Origin of the sequence: Pedobacter sp. MC2016-15, assembly GCF_026239695.1 — a bacterium.
In the GTDB taxonomy this organism is placed as follows: domain Bacteria; phylum Bacteroidota; class Bacteroidia; order Sphingobacteriales; family Sphingobacteriaceae; genus Pedobacter.
This window is the reverse complement of record NZ_JAPIVS010000001.1, coordinates 525,576-542,202: the sequence shown is the minus strand read 5'-3', so window position 1 is coordinate 542,202 and position 16,627 is coordinate 525,576. Positions and strand designations below refer to the sequence as shown.

Here is a 16,627-nt window from a genome sequence, read left to right as displayed (position 1 = left end):
GATTTTAGGTTTTTGCTTGTTGAAATTGGTGTATGAAAGATATTTTATCTGATATATCATAAATATTTGAGGTTAAATTTGATAAACACCTTAAAAATATGATTTATGATATTCAAATGTAGTATAAAAATCAATAAAACAATATTTAATATGACATTTATCATAAAATAATGGCTTTTGTAATATTATTTATCCATATTTAAACTTTGTTACATCAAATATTAAAGGATATGGAGAAATTAATTGATGATTGCAGGCTTTTTATCGTGGGGGCAGGGCCGGGCGACCCGGAATTGATCACTATGAAAGCGCATAACATACTGAAGCGGGCGGAAGTTATACTTTATGATAACCTTTGTAATAAGGAACTGCTGGAAATTGCACCGGAAAGCTGCGAGATGATCTATGTAGGCAAACAACCTTATCGGAATTGCACTCCGCAGGAAAAGATTAACGACCTGATTGTTGAATATGCGCAGAAGTACAAGGTGGTGGTGAGGTTGAAAGGTGGTGATCCCTTTATTTTTGGCAGGGGTTTCGAAGAGTTACTCTTTGCAGAGAGCCAGGGCATCAGGGCAAAATATATTCCGGGGATCAGCAGTATGCAGGGATCGGGTTTTGCGGATATCCCTTTGACACACCGCGGGATCAGCGAAAGTTTGTGGATCATTACCGGCACAAAAAAAGATGGCAGTTTATCAAAAGACCTCAAATGTGCGATGAATAGCTCTGCAACAGTGGTCATTTATATGGGGATGAAGAAACTGGCGGAAATTTCAGCAACCTATCTGGAGAGCGGAATGGGCGCTGTACCGGCTGCAATCATCCAGCATGTCTCCCTGCCGCATCAGAAACAGGTGATCTGTGAGGTGCAGGATCTGCAGAAGGCAGCATTGAAAGAAGGGCTGAGCAACCCGGCGATTATCGTCATCGGTGACGTAGTGAAAGCCAGGGAGCTGTTTTATCAGTATAATCAGGTGAAAATGGTCAGTTAAGCTGCTTTTTATATCCTTTATATAGCCAATGCAGGGCATCATATTCTGCGATGAGCGGCACTGAACCGTGGTCGTCATTCTGATAGAATTTGTAATCGTAGCTCAGGCCATTTGCTGTTCTGTTCTGCAGGGCCTCATTGAGCGACAGGATGGCCCTGATATGCCCTGTGGTACCTGAGGTATCTTTTACGGCCTGGGTGGTGGTCATGCCCGGAGGCATGGTATTGGCAACACCTACAAAAAGATATTTCCCATCAAATTTTTTATCCTTTAAAGCGACTTTTGTTTCATTCAGCAATTTGCGGCTATCCCACCACATACTTGGGTCGATAGCTACATAACGATTGAATAAATTCGGATGATGTACCATGATGTTCATCACTGTCAAACCTCCAAATGAATGCCCGATGATGGTTTTATGGTTTGATGGAGCGTACAGCGAATCGATATGGGGCATGAGCTCCTTTTCTATAAAGGCCTGAAATTTTTCCCCACCACCTGAATTTTTAAATGAAGGGTAGGTTCTGCCGTCAGGGCCGGTCAGGGCGTTGGTGGGGGTAAGATCCAGCGACCTGTTTACATTGGGAATACCAATAACAATTGCCTCCGGAAAAACCTTGTTGCCGTTAACTTCGCTGAACTGCTGGATCATTCCGGTAAGGGAGCTGAAATGGCTTTCCGCATCAAGCAGGTAGATGATCGGGTAATGTTGTTTTTTATATGGTGTTTTGCGGGCAGAAGCGGGAAGGTAGATCCAGATCTTTCTGTTTGCGTTTAAGATTTTTGAGTGTATGCTGTCAACTTTTCCAATGACAAGCTCGTTGTTTTCAATAGTTTGTGCATTAGCTGTAAAAACCGGGATCAGGAGTAAGCATAAGAACTGAAGTGTTTTCATATGGACGATAAAGCTAAGAAAGAAATTTGTTTAAAAATCCTGTGCCAACAAAATCCTTCTCATAACGTTGTAATAGAAGGATAAACTGGTTTTCGATTAAATAGTATTACTTTTGTTGATCAGATATAGATAAGAGCCCGTACCGTTACCTTTATACACACATGGAAAATATTCACAATAAATACATTGGAACAAAGCAGAAAGCCCTGGCCATCAATCTTGACCCCCAAATTTATGGATCATTTGCCGAAATTGGTGCAGGGCAGGATGTAGCAGCCAACTTTTTTAAAGCAGGTGCGGCAGCAGGCACTATCGCGAAAACGATGTCTGCCTATGATATGGCTTTCTCCGATGCAATTTATGGTGCCCAGCAGGTAAAACGTTATGTAAGTGAACAACGTTTGATCGCGATGCTGGGGCATGAGTATGACCTGGTGATCGAACGCCTGGCCTCCAAAAGAGGGGATACATCTACTTTCTTTGCCTTTTCTGATACCTTTTCCGCATTAAATTATCAAAAAACCAATAAGGGCCATGGCTGGATGGGCATCCGTTTTCAGATGGAACCCAATGGTGAGTTTCACGATGTGATTTTACACGTGAAACTGCTGGACAATGACCTTGGTTTGCAGCATGCTGCCGTAGGTACTTTAGGGGTGAACCTGGTATATGCCTGTTTCAACTATCAAAAATCACCTTCGGTATTTTTGCTTTCCCTGCTGGACGACCTGAGCAGGGACCGTATCCAGATTGATATGATCCGCTTTGAAGGGCCTGGCTTTGCGCATGTGGACAACAGGCTGATGAGTCTGCACCTGGTGAAATACGGTTTGTCGGACGCAGCGGTGTTTGGTCCCGATGGTAAAAATTTACAGCCTTCAGAAGTTTTGTACAAGAAACACATTATGATTGTCCGCGGACGCTTCCGCCCTTTGATCAATGTGCATATGGATATGATCAATACGGGACTGGAGCGTTTCAAAGATGAGCCTGATGTAGATGCCGAAAATGTGATCGTGTTAACAGAGCTTACGCTGCAGGCGCTGAAAGAACGCGGGGCAGATGATAGTGCGGAAATTAATGAGAAAGACTTTTTAGACCGCGTAGATATACTTTGCTCGGTTGGGCAAACGGTAATGATTTCCAACTTCCATGAATATTATAAACTGGTAGCTTACCTGTCCAGTATTACTACCTTAAAAATGGGGGTGGTGCTGGGCTATCCCAACCTGGAATTTATCTTTAATGAAAAACACTACCAGTACCTGCAGGGCGGTATCTTGGAAGCATTTGCGACGCTGTTCAGCAGAAAGGTAAAGCTGTTTATCTATCCGACACTGGGTGATGGTGTGGTTTATAACTCACAGCGTTTTTCTCCTCCGGCACATTTGCTGGATTTGTTTGAGTACCTGATTGTGAATGATAAGATTGAAGACATCAAAGATTACAATGTGAACAATCTGCATGTGCAAACGGACAATGTACTGGAACTGGTGAAAGAGAATGCACCTGGCTGGGAAGATTATGTGCCTGCAAAGGTGGCGGCGATCATCAGGGAACGATCGCTGTTTGGATTTCCTGAATAATATAGAAGGGCAGGTTCATTTACAACCTGCCCTGTTTTTTTTAAGGGATTAACCGATCTGCACGTAGCTTTTCAAAGAGCTCAAAAAATGCATCATTGGTTTTCTGGAAGGCAGTGAAGCCGAGTTTTCGGCTTTTTGACATATCTGTCATCACCTCAATCGGGCGACTCAAATCAAGATCTGTATGCCATGCCGATGCCAGTTTGCTCAAATCAGATTCTTTTAAATCATACTTCGCTGCAATTTCTTTCCATACCGCTGCATCATTCGCCATTTCTTTTTCCAGCGACTGGATTGATCCTTCATAACCAATAGCCTCTACACCAAAGTAATTGGCTAACTGTTCCCATAACCAGCTCCAGCGGAAAACATCGCCATTGACAATATTGAAAGCTTCATTTTTTGCTGCTTCCGTAGTCGCAGCCCAGATCATATGCTCCGACAGGATTCCTGCATCGGTCATATCCGAAATTCCGTTCCATTGGGATGCAGATCCCGGCCAGCGGAAGGGACGGCCAGTTTCTTTGCTGATCGTGGCATACACGGCCAGCGTTGTGCCCATATTCATCAGATTGCCCACAGCTTTTCCGATCACGGTATGCGGGCGGTGGATGCTCCAGGTAAACTGATCGCGCTCAGCTGCGGCATATACTTCATCTTCCTGTGCATAATAAAAGTTCTCTATTTCCAATCGCCCTTGCTCTTCCCGCAATGGAGTTACAGGCAGAAATCCTTCTTTGGCATATGCCTCAAAGGGACCGAGGTAATGTTTGAGGCCTGTTACGAGCGCGACATGCTGTACAGATTTTTTTGGCGATAATGCTTCCAGTACGTTGCGTACCATAAGGCTGTTTACACGGATATTCTCTGCTTCCGTATCATTGCGCATCCAGCTGGTGAGGAACACATGGGTTGGAGCGATATCAGCCAATGCTGTTTTCAGGTTTTCCAGATCCAGAAGATCTGCGGCTACCGGTTGTAAGTTTGGGATGTCATTTTTAGGGTTTCTGGACAGTCCATAGGTGGTCCATCCTTTGGAGATCAGCTTTTCCGCCAGGTTACTTCCTGTGATGCCGCTTGCTCCGACTACTAATGCTATGTTGCTCATATTCAAATCTTATTAATTGATAATGATACAATATTCGGAATACTGAGATCCTCAGCAAAGGATCTAGCTCACAAAATCCATGTGCGGTAGGTCACATCTAACTGATGGGCATGCGGCTTAATGTCTCGCGACTGATGCCCAGATAGGAGGCAATAAGTGCTTTGGGGAGCCGTTGTAACAAACTGGGATAGAGGGTAACAAACTGCGTGAAACGCTCTTCGGCCTTCTGGCTCATCAGGGATAAAATTCTTCGCTGCAGGGCGATATAACCGGAGTTGGATTTTTTCATGAAAAAATACTCCATCTTCTGCAGATCTGCACAGAGTTTCTCCCGGTTGTCTATACTGATCGTAAAGACCTGTGTATCTTCCAGGCAGTCGATATTCAGGATGGCATTGGTTCTGTTGAAGTAGGCCTGCGGATCAGATATCCACCAGTCTTCCATCGCGAACTGCATGATATGGGTTTTGCCCTGATCGTCGATATAAAATGACCTGAGGAGTCCCTGGGCTACAAAGTGATCATTTGGTGCGGGCTCGCCGGCCTGTACAAGGTACTGGTGTTTTTTGAGGGTTTTGAATTTGAAATGGGAGAGCGCGAAACTGAACTCTTCGTCGGTCAGCTTTACAATTTTTTCAATCTGTATCCTTAAGAATTCTTCCATAAATGCCCCTCAAATGCAAGGCAAAAATAGAATAAAATTGGAGAGTCCTCACCGGGACGCTCCAATTTTTATCATGACAGTGTTAAGTTGACTTTGCCAAGATACTCCGTTTCAGAGACCAGCTTAGCGTCGGCTGAAGTAAGGAACAGATAACTGTATAATTCGTGACCTGCAAACTCTTTGATAAAGGAATAGGAAAAACCTAAATCACTTCTCCTGCAACTAAATGTACTGAATCGGTTTATCGTTGCATCGTAAACCACAATGTAAACCTTGTCGCTCAGCTGGACATCCTTTTGAGGGTAGGGGTTCAATTCCCAGTTGAGGATTAAGGTGTTGTTTTCCGCTACCGATGCTACTGGTTTCCAGACCGACTGTAATCTCTTTACGGGATTGCTCAGCTTGAGTTTCTCCAACTGAAAAGATGGCCCTTCAGCTAAATGCAGGATACAGTTCTTCATATGATAGGACATAGCCATATCAAAAGGTGCCTTTCTGGATTTCCTGGGAACCTGGAAGCCTGTATGTATGACCTTTTTAAGGGATGTCAACAATGTTTTGACCAAACTGAAGATCGCTCTTTGTTCCAGTTGTTTCCCGCTTGCGGGTTCCTGGCTGGGCGCAGGCAGTGGCTTCATCACAGGGGTGCCGCGGTAATTATACAGCACCACAGTTCCTACCTTGCCGGAGTAATCACCCAGGACGGATCTGCTTTTATTCTTTCCCATGTTTTTACCAGTTAAATTGTCCGAGATAGATACTGTCTGAAATTCCTTTGTGATCACCCGTTCCAAAAGCGATATACACATGCGCCGTATGCCCGTTGTAAATACCTTGCAGTGGAAGATGGTCCTTGCCGGCAGTTCTCAATGCGCCTGAAAAGATATAGCGTGCTTCACTGAGTGAGGGAAAGTAAGCCAGCATGATGACATGGTCGCTGTAATGGCCTTGCTCAGGAACGTTGTTGTTCCACTGGAAATCCAGCCCGGTTTCTGCTACGCTTACCGAGATCTCTCTCGCAGAAGGCAAATCACCCTTGAACATTAAAATCCTGGAATAGTCAACATAGCGGTTCGGGTATTCTCCCTGTATGGAATTTTTGCGAACCAGCTTAACCATGGTATTCCAGGGACTGATTTTGTACTTTTTTGCCTCAGACTGATAACCGAAATTAATGACGTCGAGCAAAGGCTTCATGGCATCATTGAAAATTGTAGTGTCTGCCTTTACTGATTCCTGGGCTTCAGTTAAGGGTAAGGTGCTGGCTTTGTTTTTACGTTTTACTATCGTTGTGCCATTTGGCTGTGGACTGTAGGTAAGACCGTCCACTGTGCCTGACATTCCGAGAAGCGGACCACTTTTAATAATTCCCATAATTAAAAAAATTAAAAATTAATACATAAACCTTTATGAATATAGCGTTTAGCTTCCGGCTATAATCACCTGAATATAAATATAATAAGTTATCTGAATACCTTAGTCGGATTAAAGTAAAATCTGTAAATGTACTACTGTACTACGGCGTTGTTCCTGCGAGTAGGGCAGTGAGGATCGTCCCTAGCTCTCCAGTCCTTTTACCCAATGACACCCCAACCGTACCCCAAAGGTACAGCTGGCCTACACAGGAGTAAGGTTGCCCTACAGTTGGCGTACTTTAGGAGTACATTAGGGGTACGGAAGGGTAGAACACCTATAGAACCAGAGAAAAACCAATGGAGATGGAGGATAGGGAGAACGTAGTTCAAATGCCCCTTTTATATTTTTAAATGCACTTGGAATTATGCGCATGTAAAGGTAGTTTGCAGGATATAATGCAAATTTAAATAATTAATGAAAAATAACCAATATGTCTTGCTGATCACCTTGACACTGGGGATCCTGACGGCGATTGGTTCCATTTCAATTGACATGTACCTGCCGGCGTTTGAAGTGATGGCGCAGCATTTCCGTGTTCCAATTGTACGTATAGAGAGTACGGTAACGTTTTTCCTTTTTGGGATGGCCTTTGGTCAGTTATTCATTGGCCCCCTGTCTGATGTCTGGGGACGAAAGATGCCTCTTAGAATTGGCTTAGTAGTATATATCATCTGCAGCATCTGCTGTATGGTTACGCCATCTTTTACCGTATTTTTATGTCTGCGTTTTGTGCAGGGGCTGGCTGGGAGTGCCTGTCAGGTGATCTCCAGGGCATTGGTAAATGATATTTATCAGGGTAAAAATGCTGCACATACTTTTACCCTGCTGCAGATTATCATGGGTGTCTCGCCAATTCTGTCGCCGATGGCGGGAGGGGTATTGGGAGAGGCCTCTACCTGGAAGTACTTGTTCCTGATCATGGCGATCATTTCGGGAGCAGGCCTGGCAGGGTGTTTAACAATTCTTCCGGCAGGCAAACTTGCAGAAGAAGACAGGCGATTAAATGTGCCTTCAATCCTGCAGGGGTACAGGTATTGCATTTCACATCCGGCCTTTATCAATTATGCCCTGGTGAGATCTGTAAGCAACAGCGCTGCATTTTCTTTTGTCACTGGTTCTCCATTTGTGTTCACACAGCTATATGCCTTAAGCAAGCAGCAGTTTGGCTATGTGTTTTCAGGCTCAGCAGTAGGTTTTATCTGTGCAGGTATATTTAATGCAAGGTTGCTCAGGTATTTTGAACCGCATACAATCACTAAATATGCTATTTTCTCGCAAATCGTTTCGGGCCTGATCATTATTGGAGTGGTGTATTTTAAAGCGCCCTTTCCGTTACTGCTGGCAATGATCCTGATTTTTCTGTTTATGCTGGGCCTGATCCTGCCTAATTCTACCGCGTTGTATATTGGTGCTGTTTCTTCGCATGGTGGTTCTGCATCCGCATTGATAGGATCGATGAGTTATTTGTCGGCCTTTTTGATTACCTCGCTGCTCACCTTGCTGCATAATGATACTGCGTATCCGATGTTTCTGATGATGCTGGCTTGTGCGGTACTGGCGTTCTGCTGTTTACATTTCAGAAAAAAAGCAGCGGTGTCATATTAGATAAATGATGATATTTGCGCCATATGCAAGATTATATTTTTGAAATTCAGCTGAAGGTCCGCGATTATGAACTCGATTTGCAAGGAGTAGTGAATAACGCAGTTTATCAATCTTATCTGGAACATGCCAGGCATGAATATTTGTTGTCAACTGGATTTTCTTTCGCAGAATTAACACAACAGGGAATTATTCTGATGGTGTCCAGAATTGAAATGGATTTTAAAAATCCGCTTGTCAGCAGGGATGAATTTGTGGTGAAGATCAGAACAGAACGTCAGGGCGTGAAGATGATTTTCTTCCAGGATATATACCGTTTGGAGGATAATGTGCTTTGTCTGAAAGCTAAAGTTGATGCCATTGCAAAAGTGAACAACAAGCTGAGCAGGGGTGAGATATTTGATACGATACTACAATAAACAATCATAGCTCATGGAAGAGATTGGTTTTGGAGGAAGCTGTCATTGGTGTACTGAAGCGATTTTCTCGTCATTGAAAGGCATACTGAACGTACAACAGGGCTGGATCGCCTCAGATGGCCTGAATCAAGCATTTTCAGAAGCGGTGATTGTAGAATACGACCCTCTAATCATTTCTTTAGCCACTCTCATCGAGATACATCTGTATACACACAGTTGTACATCGAATCACAGTATGCGTTCAAAATATCGCTCAGCAGTATATACTTTTAGTCATGAACAAAGTCAGTTCTCAAAAAATATCATTCGTTCGCTGCAGTCAGAATTCTCTGATCCCATTATAACAGAAGTATTGCCTCATGAGGATTTCAGATTGAATTCGGAAGATTTCCTCAACTATTATTACGGTAACCCCGAAAAGCCGTTTTGTGAGAATATTGTCAATCCTAAACTCAGATCACTGATGGAAAAATTTAAGGATGAGGTGGATGTGAATAAGCTGTCGCACTTATCAAAAAAATAAGCCCGATCGCATATAGCGCATCGGGCTTATTTTATAATAGAAGTATATTACTTTACACGCTCAACGTAATCGCCTGTACGCGTATCAACTTTAATCTTATCACCAACATTCACAAACAAAGGCACTTTAATCTCAATACCATTTTCTGTGGTTGCATATTTCTGAGCGCCTGAAGAAGTATCTCCCTTTACAGCTGGCTCAGCATAAGTAATCTCAAGTTCAACGAAGTTTGGTGCCTGCGCCATGATCGGCTCTTCACTTTCCAGGGAAATGATCACATCCATTCCCTCTTTAAGGAATTTTGCAGATGGGCCAAATAATGCTTTAGGTACACTGAACTGCTCAAAAGAAACATTGTCCATTACCACGATATAATCACCTTCTTCGTAAAGGTACTGGTAGTCGTTAGTCTCTACACGGCAAATTTCAATCTGCTCATCAGTTCCTAAACGGGCCTCCACAATTTTTCCTGTTTTGATATTGCGAAATTTACCCAGATAGAAGGCTCCACCTTTACCTGGCGTACGGTGTATCAGCTCTGTAACTGTAACCAGTTCGCCGTTGTAACGTAAAATGTTTCCTACTTTAGCTTCGGATGTCTTTGCCATATAAATATAATTGTAAAATTTTGACTCCAAAGATAGGGGGATTTTTCAATTATAAAATGAAGCAGCCAAGATATTGGAAAAATAATATATTTGCTTGTCACGAGATCTCCATATGACTGCGACGAAAAGTGCTATTTTATTCATCCACCGCTGGCTCGGATTTATTTCGGGACTCATGGTGTTTATCATCAGCATCAGTGGCTGCATCTATTGTTTTCAGGATGAGATTCAGGATCAGACTTTGCCCTATCGTAAAGTTGAAGTACAACAGAAGCCCTTTCTTCTGCCCTCGGCATTTCGGCGTTTGGCACTGAGGGAATTCCCGGAAGGCAAGATTACCTCGCTGAGTTACATGGGGCCCGACCGCTCGCTGTTGCTGAAGATGACAGTAAATAAAAAAGTGATGGCCCTGTATTTTAATCCATATACGGGTAAATTGATCAAATCAAAAGCCTTTAAAGATTCCTTTTTTGCCTCCGTGAAGGATGTTCATCTCTATCTTTTCCTGCCCAAAGAGATTGGAAAAGTGGTGAATTATCTGTCTGTGCTCACTTTTGTAGTCATTATGATCACTGGCCTGGTCCTCTGGTGGCCCAAGCGTAAATCTGACCGCAGACGAAGTTTCACGATTAAATGGGGCGCAAAATGGAAACGGGTGAATTACGACCTCCACAATGTTCTGGGCTTCTATATTACCGCAATAGCGATTGTGGTAGCCATCACCGGTTTGTCCTTTACCTTGCCATGGCTCAGCAAAGGGATTTACAATATGGCCAATATGGGACAGCGCTTCCCGGCAGAGCAGCAAACTTATCACTCAGACACTACAGCAGTTCCTGCGCAACATCCGCTGGCAATTGATCAGGTCTATGAGACCGTAAGAGTCAAATCCCCACAGGCAGGATATGTACTTCTGTTCTATAGTGCAGACAAAACTTCTCCATTATCTGTGACAGCATACCCAAGGGCCTTACATTTTAGTTTTCAGGATACATATGCCTTTGACCAGTATTCGGGCAAACTTTTAAATTTTCTCCCTCACCGGGATAAAAGTGCCGGTATGAAGCTGAAGAATATGAACTATGATATTCATACGGGGCAGATCGCAGGGCTGCTGGGAAAAATGATCGCTTTTTTATCGAGTTTGATTTGTGCTACTTTACCTGTCACCGGACTCATTCTCTATCTTGGAAAAAAGAAGAAAGGTAAAAAGAAGCCCATTATAAAGAGGAACCTGGAGAAAACCTTATCTTTTTAATATCTTGTACACCCGCGTAGACTTATCAATTATCTTATGGAGATCAAATTAAACGGAAAACTGTGGATTGAGGCAGATGGCAAAAAAGTTATAGGCCCTGGTCGTATAGAATTGCTGGAACGTATCCAGGCATGTGGATCCATCAGGCAGGCTGCCCTGCAGATGAGCATGTCCTACCGTCAGGCCTGGCAGATGATCGATGACATGAATACCCGTCTGGAGGCTCCTGTAGTGATTTCACAGCGTGGAGGAAAAGGCGGAGGCAATGCGGTCATCACGGAACAGGGGGAGCAGGTGATTGCTGAGTTTAAAATGTTTTACAAAAAGTTTCAGCAGTTTTTGCTGAAGAACAGTCCGGCGATCAATCTGAAAAGTAGTAATTAATCAAAAATTACATACAGTAGATATTGGGCATCTTATTTTCTCAGATAATTCAAACAATATACAGATCTTCGTTATTCACTTTTGTGTATAACGAGATCCTATGAAAAAACAAGTACTTCTGATTATCTTCCCGCTAGCTTTTATTTTTTTTGACCCGGCATCGGTGCTGGCGCAGCATAGCGATACTACCAAGACCACAGTAAAAAAAACTGTAAAAGTTCAGGATACCCTGCACCGGCTTTCGGAAGTGGTCATTACCGCCTCCAGAACGGAGGAAAGCATTTTACGCTCGCCTGTAAGTATCGAACGTGCAGATACTGCCGCCTTCAAATTGTCGGCTGCACCATCGTTTTTTGATGCCCTGGAAAATATCAAAGGGGTACAAATGATCACGCCGAGTCTGGGGTTCAGGATTCTGAATACCCGCGGTTTTGCCAATACTACCAATGTCAGATTTACGCAGATGGTAGATGGCATCGACAACCAGGCACCCCATATTGGTGCGCCAATAGGGAATGCGATGGGCCCCAGTGATCTGGATATCGAACATGTAGAAATCATTCCCGGAACAGCCTCGGCTTTGTACGGACTCAACGCGATCAATGGTCTGGCTAATTTCATGACCAAAGATCCTTTTACCAGCCAAGGGGTAAGTATACAGCAGAAAGTGGGGCTTAACCATGTGAACGATCCGGGAGGGACGTCGGCGAAGTTGTTTAATGAAACCAGTGTCAGGATTGCCCACAAGATCAACGAGCGACTGGCATTTAAGGTGAACGGAACTTTTACAAGGGGTTACGACTGGATCGCCGATGACAGGACAGACCTGAACCCGAATGCAAATGCTACAGCCGGAATTGGCGGCGGCCCGGCAAGTCCGGCCTACGATCCTGTAAGTGGCTATGGCAATGAATCGTCTAACCGCAGAACAGTTGCACTGGGGGGAAGGCAGTATGTGGTTGCACGAACCGGCTATTACGAAAAGGAAGTAGCAGATTACCACCTGCAGAATGTGAAAGCGGATTTTACACTGGCGTATAAGCTGAGCCCGAAAGCGCTGCTGAGTTATACCTATCGTTTTGCTGATCTTGATAATATCTATCAGCGATCCAATCGCTTCAGGTTGCAGGACTACCTGCTGCAGCAACATGCACTGACATTTAAGAATGATATCTTCCGCGCCAGCGCTTATATTACTACGGAAAATACAGGTAAATCTTATAACCTGCGCTCAGCAGCGGAGAATCAGGATAAAGCCTTTAAATCCGACAACCAGTGGTATACAGACTTTACCAACGGTTTTAACCAGTCGCGGCTGGCAGGCAGTGCAGTACCGGATGCTTTGGCAGCCGCACGTCAGTTGGCCGATAGGGGCAGGTTGCAGCCGGGGACGCCTGGATTCGACAGTAAACTCGCAGAACTGTCAGAGATCAATAACTGGGATATCGGATCTGCATTACGTGTAAAAGACCAGATGCTGCATGTTGAAGGTCAGGCAGATATCTCAAAGCTGATCGGAACCAACTTCAAGCGCAACACAGGGTTGGACCTGCAGGCAGGTTTCGACCACCGCAGTTATTTTATCCAGCCTGACGGCAATTATTTTATCAACCCTGATCCTGCAAAAACCGGAAAAACGTTTTCTTATGGCAAAACCGGTGGATTTATTCAGGTTGGCAGGGAGTTCCTGGAAAATAAATTACGACTTACGGCTACCCTGAGGGCAGACAAGAATGATTATTTCAGTACCAAATTTAATCCCCGTTTCACGGCAGTTTATTCGCCTGTGGAAGAGCATAATATAAGGGTGTCTTTCCAAAGTGGCTACAGGTTCCCGAGCATCTTCGAAGCGTTTTCAAATGTGAACAGCGGTGGTGTGAAACGGATCGGCGGACTGAAAATCTTATCTAATGGGGTGCTGGAAAACAGTTACCTGAAAAATTCCATAGATGCTTTTCAGGCAGCTGTGACGAGGGACTTTAATGCGGGCATGACGACCAGCGCTGCGATTGAAAATAACAAAACCCGTTTGGTGAAAAACTATTACGATTATATCAAACCGGAACATATCAACTCTTTTGAGATCGGCTATAAATCGTTGTTCCTGGACCGCAACCTGAAACTTGATGCAGATTTTTATTACAACAAGTATGAGAACTTTATCGCACAGGTGGAAATGAGTGTGCCCAATACAACGGCTCCGGATTCGATCCCCCTGGCACTGAATAGCAGAGCTACACAAAGCAGATACAGGGTATGGACAAACTCACAGAGCACGGTTTATAACTACGGCGGAAGCTTCGGGCTTTCATACCGGATGCTGCAAAAGTATACTGTTGGAGGTAATGTCACTTATTCAAAGCTGGACAGAACGACCAATAATGACGGACTGGAAGATGGTTTCAATACTCCTGAGTGGATTTATAATGTGTCTTTTGGCGGGGATAGGCTTTTTGGACGCCTGGGTTTTAACGTATCCTACAAATACCAGAGCAGCTACTATTCGCAGACCTTCCTGGTAAACGGCACGGTGAAACATTATGGCAATACGGATGCACAGGTAAATTATGACCTCTTCAGGCATAAGCTCAATATTAAAGTAGGGGGCTCCAATGTGTTCAACAAGTATTACTACTCTTATCTGGGAGGACCGTCGATCGGAGGCTTTTATTATACTACTTTCACTTATACGATGTAAGCATTCTTTTACACTGCATAGCTATTAATTTAATAAATTAGTACGATCCTGCATTTATCGATCCTTGGAACTATAATTGTAGGATGATTGCCGACATACAGTGTAGAATTAGCTTAAATGAGTAAAGTATTTACAATTACCGAAGGCCTGGAAAACATGGGTGCATTGCGCACGGGAGGACAGGGCTCTGTATATAAGGGAAGGCGTTTTGGTCCGATCATCTCGGCAGTGAAACTGCTGCCTACACCAGTTCATATGGAAAACACTGAGGATAAGAACTTCAGGAGTTTCCAGAACGAGGTGGAAAAACTAAAGAAGGTAAATGAGGAGCCCAATCCCAATGTGGTGAAGATCCTCAATTCCGGCATCACCGAGAGTGGTTCCTTTCCATTTATTGAGATGGAATACATTGAAGGGCCCGATCTGGAGGAGCTGCTGAAGGAGCCTCATGACCAGATTTTCTCCATTAAAGAGGTCATCAAAGTGGCCGATCACCTCGCAAATGCACTGGCACATTGCCATAAGCTAAGCGTAAAACATGGTGATATCAAGAGTAACAACGTCAAATTTAATATCCATACCGGCAATTATGTACTGCTGGATTTTGGCTTGTCGGCGATGTCCGATGAACAGCGGAGGACGAGCATCAGGCATGCCGGGGCGATAGAATTTATGGCGCCTGAACAGAGTGAAGGGCAGATGTTGTTTGAAACGGATATCTACAGCTACGGGGTGATCCTGTACGAACTGCTGGCCGGGCAAGTACCTTTTCTATTAACGGATAACGGACAAAAATCACGTAATGAAGTGCTGGTGGGACATCTGGAACTCGCCGTACCTGATATCCTGAAGTTGCGCAAACACAATCAGCCGGAGAGCTGGAATGAGGCTAAACGACAGCACGAGATGCAGGTGCCGGGTTGGCTGCTGAACGTGATCAGTCGTTGCCTCGAAAAGCTGCCCCAGAACAGGTATGCCGACGGACTGAAACTACAGGAAGCAATTGTGCAGAGCAGCATTGCCGAAACCGGAAGCGGCAGTGCCGGATCCGGAACGAGTACAGGCGGCTATGCTGATACTTCTCTCCTGCAGATGGAAAATGAAAGGCTGCAGACACTGCTGCTGAATTACCAGGAAAATGAGGGAAAAACCAAAGAACCTGATACTGGTGTGGTGGTAATCTCCAAACCTGTTTTTTTTGTGCTGGTCATGAGCGTGGTGCTGATGACTGCTTTTCTCAGTTATTTTCTGGTATTCAGAACCCCGGAGGAACCGTTGAGAAGATCCCGTGCCGATCAGATCGTTAAACCGGATACTACAGAAAAAGCTGGTCGCAAAGGTTACGCCTGGGATAAGAAGAAGGATTCCAGCGGTACGGATACGATTGACAGGGGGTATTACGAAGGCGAAAACAGGGAGGTGCCCCAGCTAAAGCCTGTTCCGCAAACACAACCCGACACTACAGTGATGGACCTGGATACAACGGTAAATTTTTAGACAGAACCACATGGCAGAAAAACCGACATTTTGGAAGAAATCTGGTCTTCAGGACTTTTTCCTTCCTTCAGAAAAAACACAGAAGAAACAGGTGGCTAAAGCTTTAACCCCTGACGAAGTTTATAAGTATATCATTGAGAAGTTCAGGGAATCTGTCGCTGAGCTTTCCTTTGCTAATCGCATTGTTTTTTATCACGAATTTATCATCTGTTTTAACGAGGAAGATTATAAAGAGTTCCTGGCACATAAACAGGGACTGTTTGGCATTATCGTGCATGAATCTGTGAAGCAGTTTTATGAGCTGCTCAATGAATACCGGAAATCTGGAAAAACTGTAGAACCCTCCAGCTCCAAATGGGTGTTCAGACTGGTTTCTCATCCTGATTATGAACGGGGCGACAAGGGCTTTATCGGGAAGCTTTTACCGGGGAGCACGCAGAAGAATGAAAACCTGCGGGTAACTTTTATTCCGCGCCAGACGGGGGTAGCCGAGACGCTGGATGTGAATCAGGAAATTCTGAGCGGATTTACGTATTACAGTGAAGGATATTATGAAATGCCTTTTGATCTGCAAGCCGGGACAGAAGCAGATCAGGGGGGAGTTCCAAAAGGCAAGGCCGCACACAAAGGATATGCGCGGCTGGAAACGATTCTTCCGGACCAGAATTTCAGAGGTAAAAAGGTAGAATTTCTCATGAAAGACGAACAGATTGTGGTTTCCGGAAAGGATGACAGCAGGAATGAGCCACATATTTTCGTGATCCCCTCTGACTGGGTGAATACGCCGCACCTCAAGATCCTTTATGATCAGTCGGACGCAAAGTTTTATCTCGCATCTTTCGGCGAAAAAACGATAGTAAATGAATTGGAAGTGCCTCGAAGTGAGATAGCTGCACCGGAATGGATAGAGCTGCCCTTTAACTCGAGAATCCTGCTGAACGGCATTATTGGCATAAATATTTTTAAACCTTAAG

General features: G+C 44.3%; 16 protein-coding genes. 10 read left to right on the top strand and 6 right to left on the bottom strand.

All coding sequences use genetic code 11. The features are described 5' to 3' along the window. The first annotated feature begins 230 nt into the window (after window positions 1-230). Window positions 231-995, top strand: coding sequence for a uroporphyrinogen-III C-methyltransferase (gene cobA / locus OQY15_RS02480; protein ID WP_265787281.1), 765 nt, complete (start codon window positions 231-233; stop codon window positions 993-995). Here cobA and OQY15_RS02475 read toward each other — a convergent pair. After that, window positions 988-1,890 (bottom strand): alpha/beta hydrolase-fold protein, encoded by a 903-nt coding sequence (locus tag OQY15_RS02475; RefSeq protein WP_265787279.1) that lies wholly within the window; start codon window positions 1,888-1,890, stop codon window positions 988-990. The genes cobA and OQY15_RS02475 overlap by 8 nt on opposite strands. 161 nt (window positions 1,891-2,051) lie before the next feature. On the opposite strand from OQY15_RS02475, the gene OQY15_RS02470 reads away from it, so the two are divergent. Continuing rightward, window positions 2,052-3,476 (top strand): TonB-dependent receptor, encoded by a 1,425-nt coding sequence (locus OQY15_RS02470; protein WP_265787276.1) that lies wholly within the window; start codon window positions 2,052-2,054, stop codon window positions 3,474-3,476. Between the two features lie 40 nt (window positions 3,477-3,516). On the opposite strand, the gene OQY15_RS02465 is transcribed toward OQY15_RS02470, so the two are convergent. The 4 genes from OQY15_RS02465 to OQY15_RS02450 all read right to left on the bottom strand — a co-directional run bounded on the left by OQY15_RS02465 (window position 3,517) and on the right by OQY15_RS02450 (window position 6,622). Further along, on the bottom strand, window positions 3,517-4,584 hold the full coding sequence (locus OQY15_RS02465; protein WP_265787274.1) for an SDR family oxidoreductase: 1,068 nt from the start codon (window positions 4,582-4,584) through the stop codon (window positions 3,517-3,519). 97 nt (window positions 4,585-4,681) lie between these two features. Then, entirely contained in the window at window positions 4,682-5,248 is a 567-nt protein-coding gene (locus tag OQY15_RS02460; protein WP_265787272.1) for a Crp/Fnr family transcriptional regulator, read from the bottom strand. 71 nt (window positions 5,249-5,319) lie between these two features. After that, a complete protein-coding gene (locus OQY15_RS02455) occupies window positions 5,320-5,976 on the bottom strand; it encodes a DUF6266 family protein (RefSeq protein WP_265787270.1) in 657 nt (218 codons plus the stop codon). A gap of 4 nt (window positions 5,977-5,980) precedes the next feature. Continuing rightward, the gene (locus OQY15_RS02450; RefSeq protein WP_265787268.1) at window positions 5,981-6,622 is read right to left on the bottom strand and encodes a DUF6266 family protein; all 642 of its coding nucleotides are present in this window, start codon (window positions 6,620-6,622) and stop codon (window positions 5,981-5,983) included. Window positions 6,623-7,078: 456 nt separating this feature from the next. Here OQY15_RS02450 and OQY15_RS02445 point away from each other — a divergent pair, with 456 nt between their 5' ends. Genes OQY15_RS02445 through OQY15_RS02435 form a run of 3 tightly spaced genes read left to right on the top strand, consistent with a single transcriptional unit; the run spans window position 7,079 to window position 9,208 of the window. Further along, window positions 7,079-8,269: a multidrug effflux MFS transporter gene (locus tag OQY15_RS02445; protein ID WP_265787266.1), complete on the top strand. Its 1,191-nt coding sequence runs from the start codon at window positions 7,079-7,081 to the stop codon at window positions 8,267-8,269. A gap of 23 nt (window positions 8,270-8,292) precedes the next feature. Continuing rightward, a complete protein-coding gene (locus tag OQY15_RS02440) occupies window positions 8,293-8,685 on the top strand; it encodes an acyl-CoA thioesterase (protein ID WP_265787264.1) in 393 nt (130 codons plus the stop codon). A 13-nt stretch (window positions 8,686-8,698) separates the two neighbouring features. Beyond that, entirely contained in the window at window positions 8,699-9,208 is a 510-nt protein-coding gene (locus OQY15_RS02435) for a peptide-methionine (S)-S-oxide reductase (RefSeq protein ID WP_265787262.1), read from the top strand. A 47-nt stretch (window positions 9,209-9,255) separates the two neighbouring features. Here the strand turns inward: OQY15_RS02435 and efp are convergent, their stop codons facing one another. Beyond that, entirely contained in the window at window positions 9,256-9,816 is a 561-nt protein-coding gene (gene efp, locus OQY15_RS02430; protein ID WP_265787260.1) for an elongation factor P, read from the bottom strand. 112 nt (window positions 9,817-9,928) lie between these two features. Between efp and OQY15_RS02425 the strand changes: the two genes are divergently transcribed. The 5 genes from OQY15_RS02425 (at window position 9,929) to OQY15_RS02405 (ending at window position 16,626) form a co-directional block, all read left to right on the top strand. Next, window positions 9,929-11,074 (top strand): PepSY-associated TM helix domain-containing protein, encoded by a 1,146-nt coding sequence (locus OQY15_RS02425; protein WP_265787258.1) that lies wholly within the window; start codon window positions 9,929-9,931, stop codon window positions 11,072-11,074. A gap of 36 nt (window positions 11,075-11,110) precedes the next feature. Then, a complete protein-coding gene (locus tag OQY15_RS02420) occupies window positions 11,111-11,458 on the top strand; it encodes a winged helix-turn-helix domain-containing protein (RefSeq protein ID WP_265787256.1) in 348 nt (115 codons plus the stop codon). Between the two features lie 100 nt (window positions 11,459-11,558). Further along, window positions 11,559-14,156 (top strand): TonB-dependent receptor, encoded by a 2,598-nt coding sequence (locus tag OQY15_RS02415; RefSeq protein ID WP_265787254.1) that lies wholly within the window; start codon window positions 11,559-11,561, stop codon window positions 14,154-14,156. Window positions 14,157-14,273: 117 nt separating this feature from the next. Beyond that, window positions 14,274-15,653 carry a serine/threonine-protein kinase gene (locus tag OQY15_RS02410; protein ID WP_265787252.1) on the top strand — a complete coding sequence of 460 codons (1,380 nt, stop codon included), beginning with the start codon at window positions 14,274-14,276 and terminating at the stop codon, window positions 15,651-15,653. Between the two features lie 10 nt (window positions 15,654-15,663). Continuing rightward, window positions 15,664-16,626, top strand: a complete 963-nt coding sequence (locus tag OQY15_RS02405; protein WP_265787250.1) for a hypothetical protein — start codon at window positions 15,664-15,666, stop codon at window positions 16,624-16,626. Window position 16,627 lies beyond the last annotated feature (1 nt).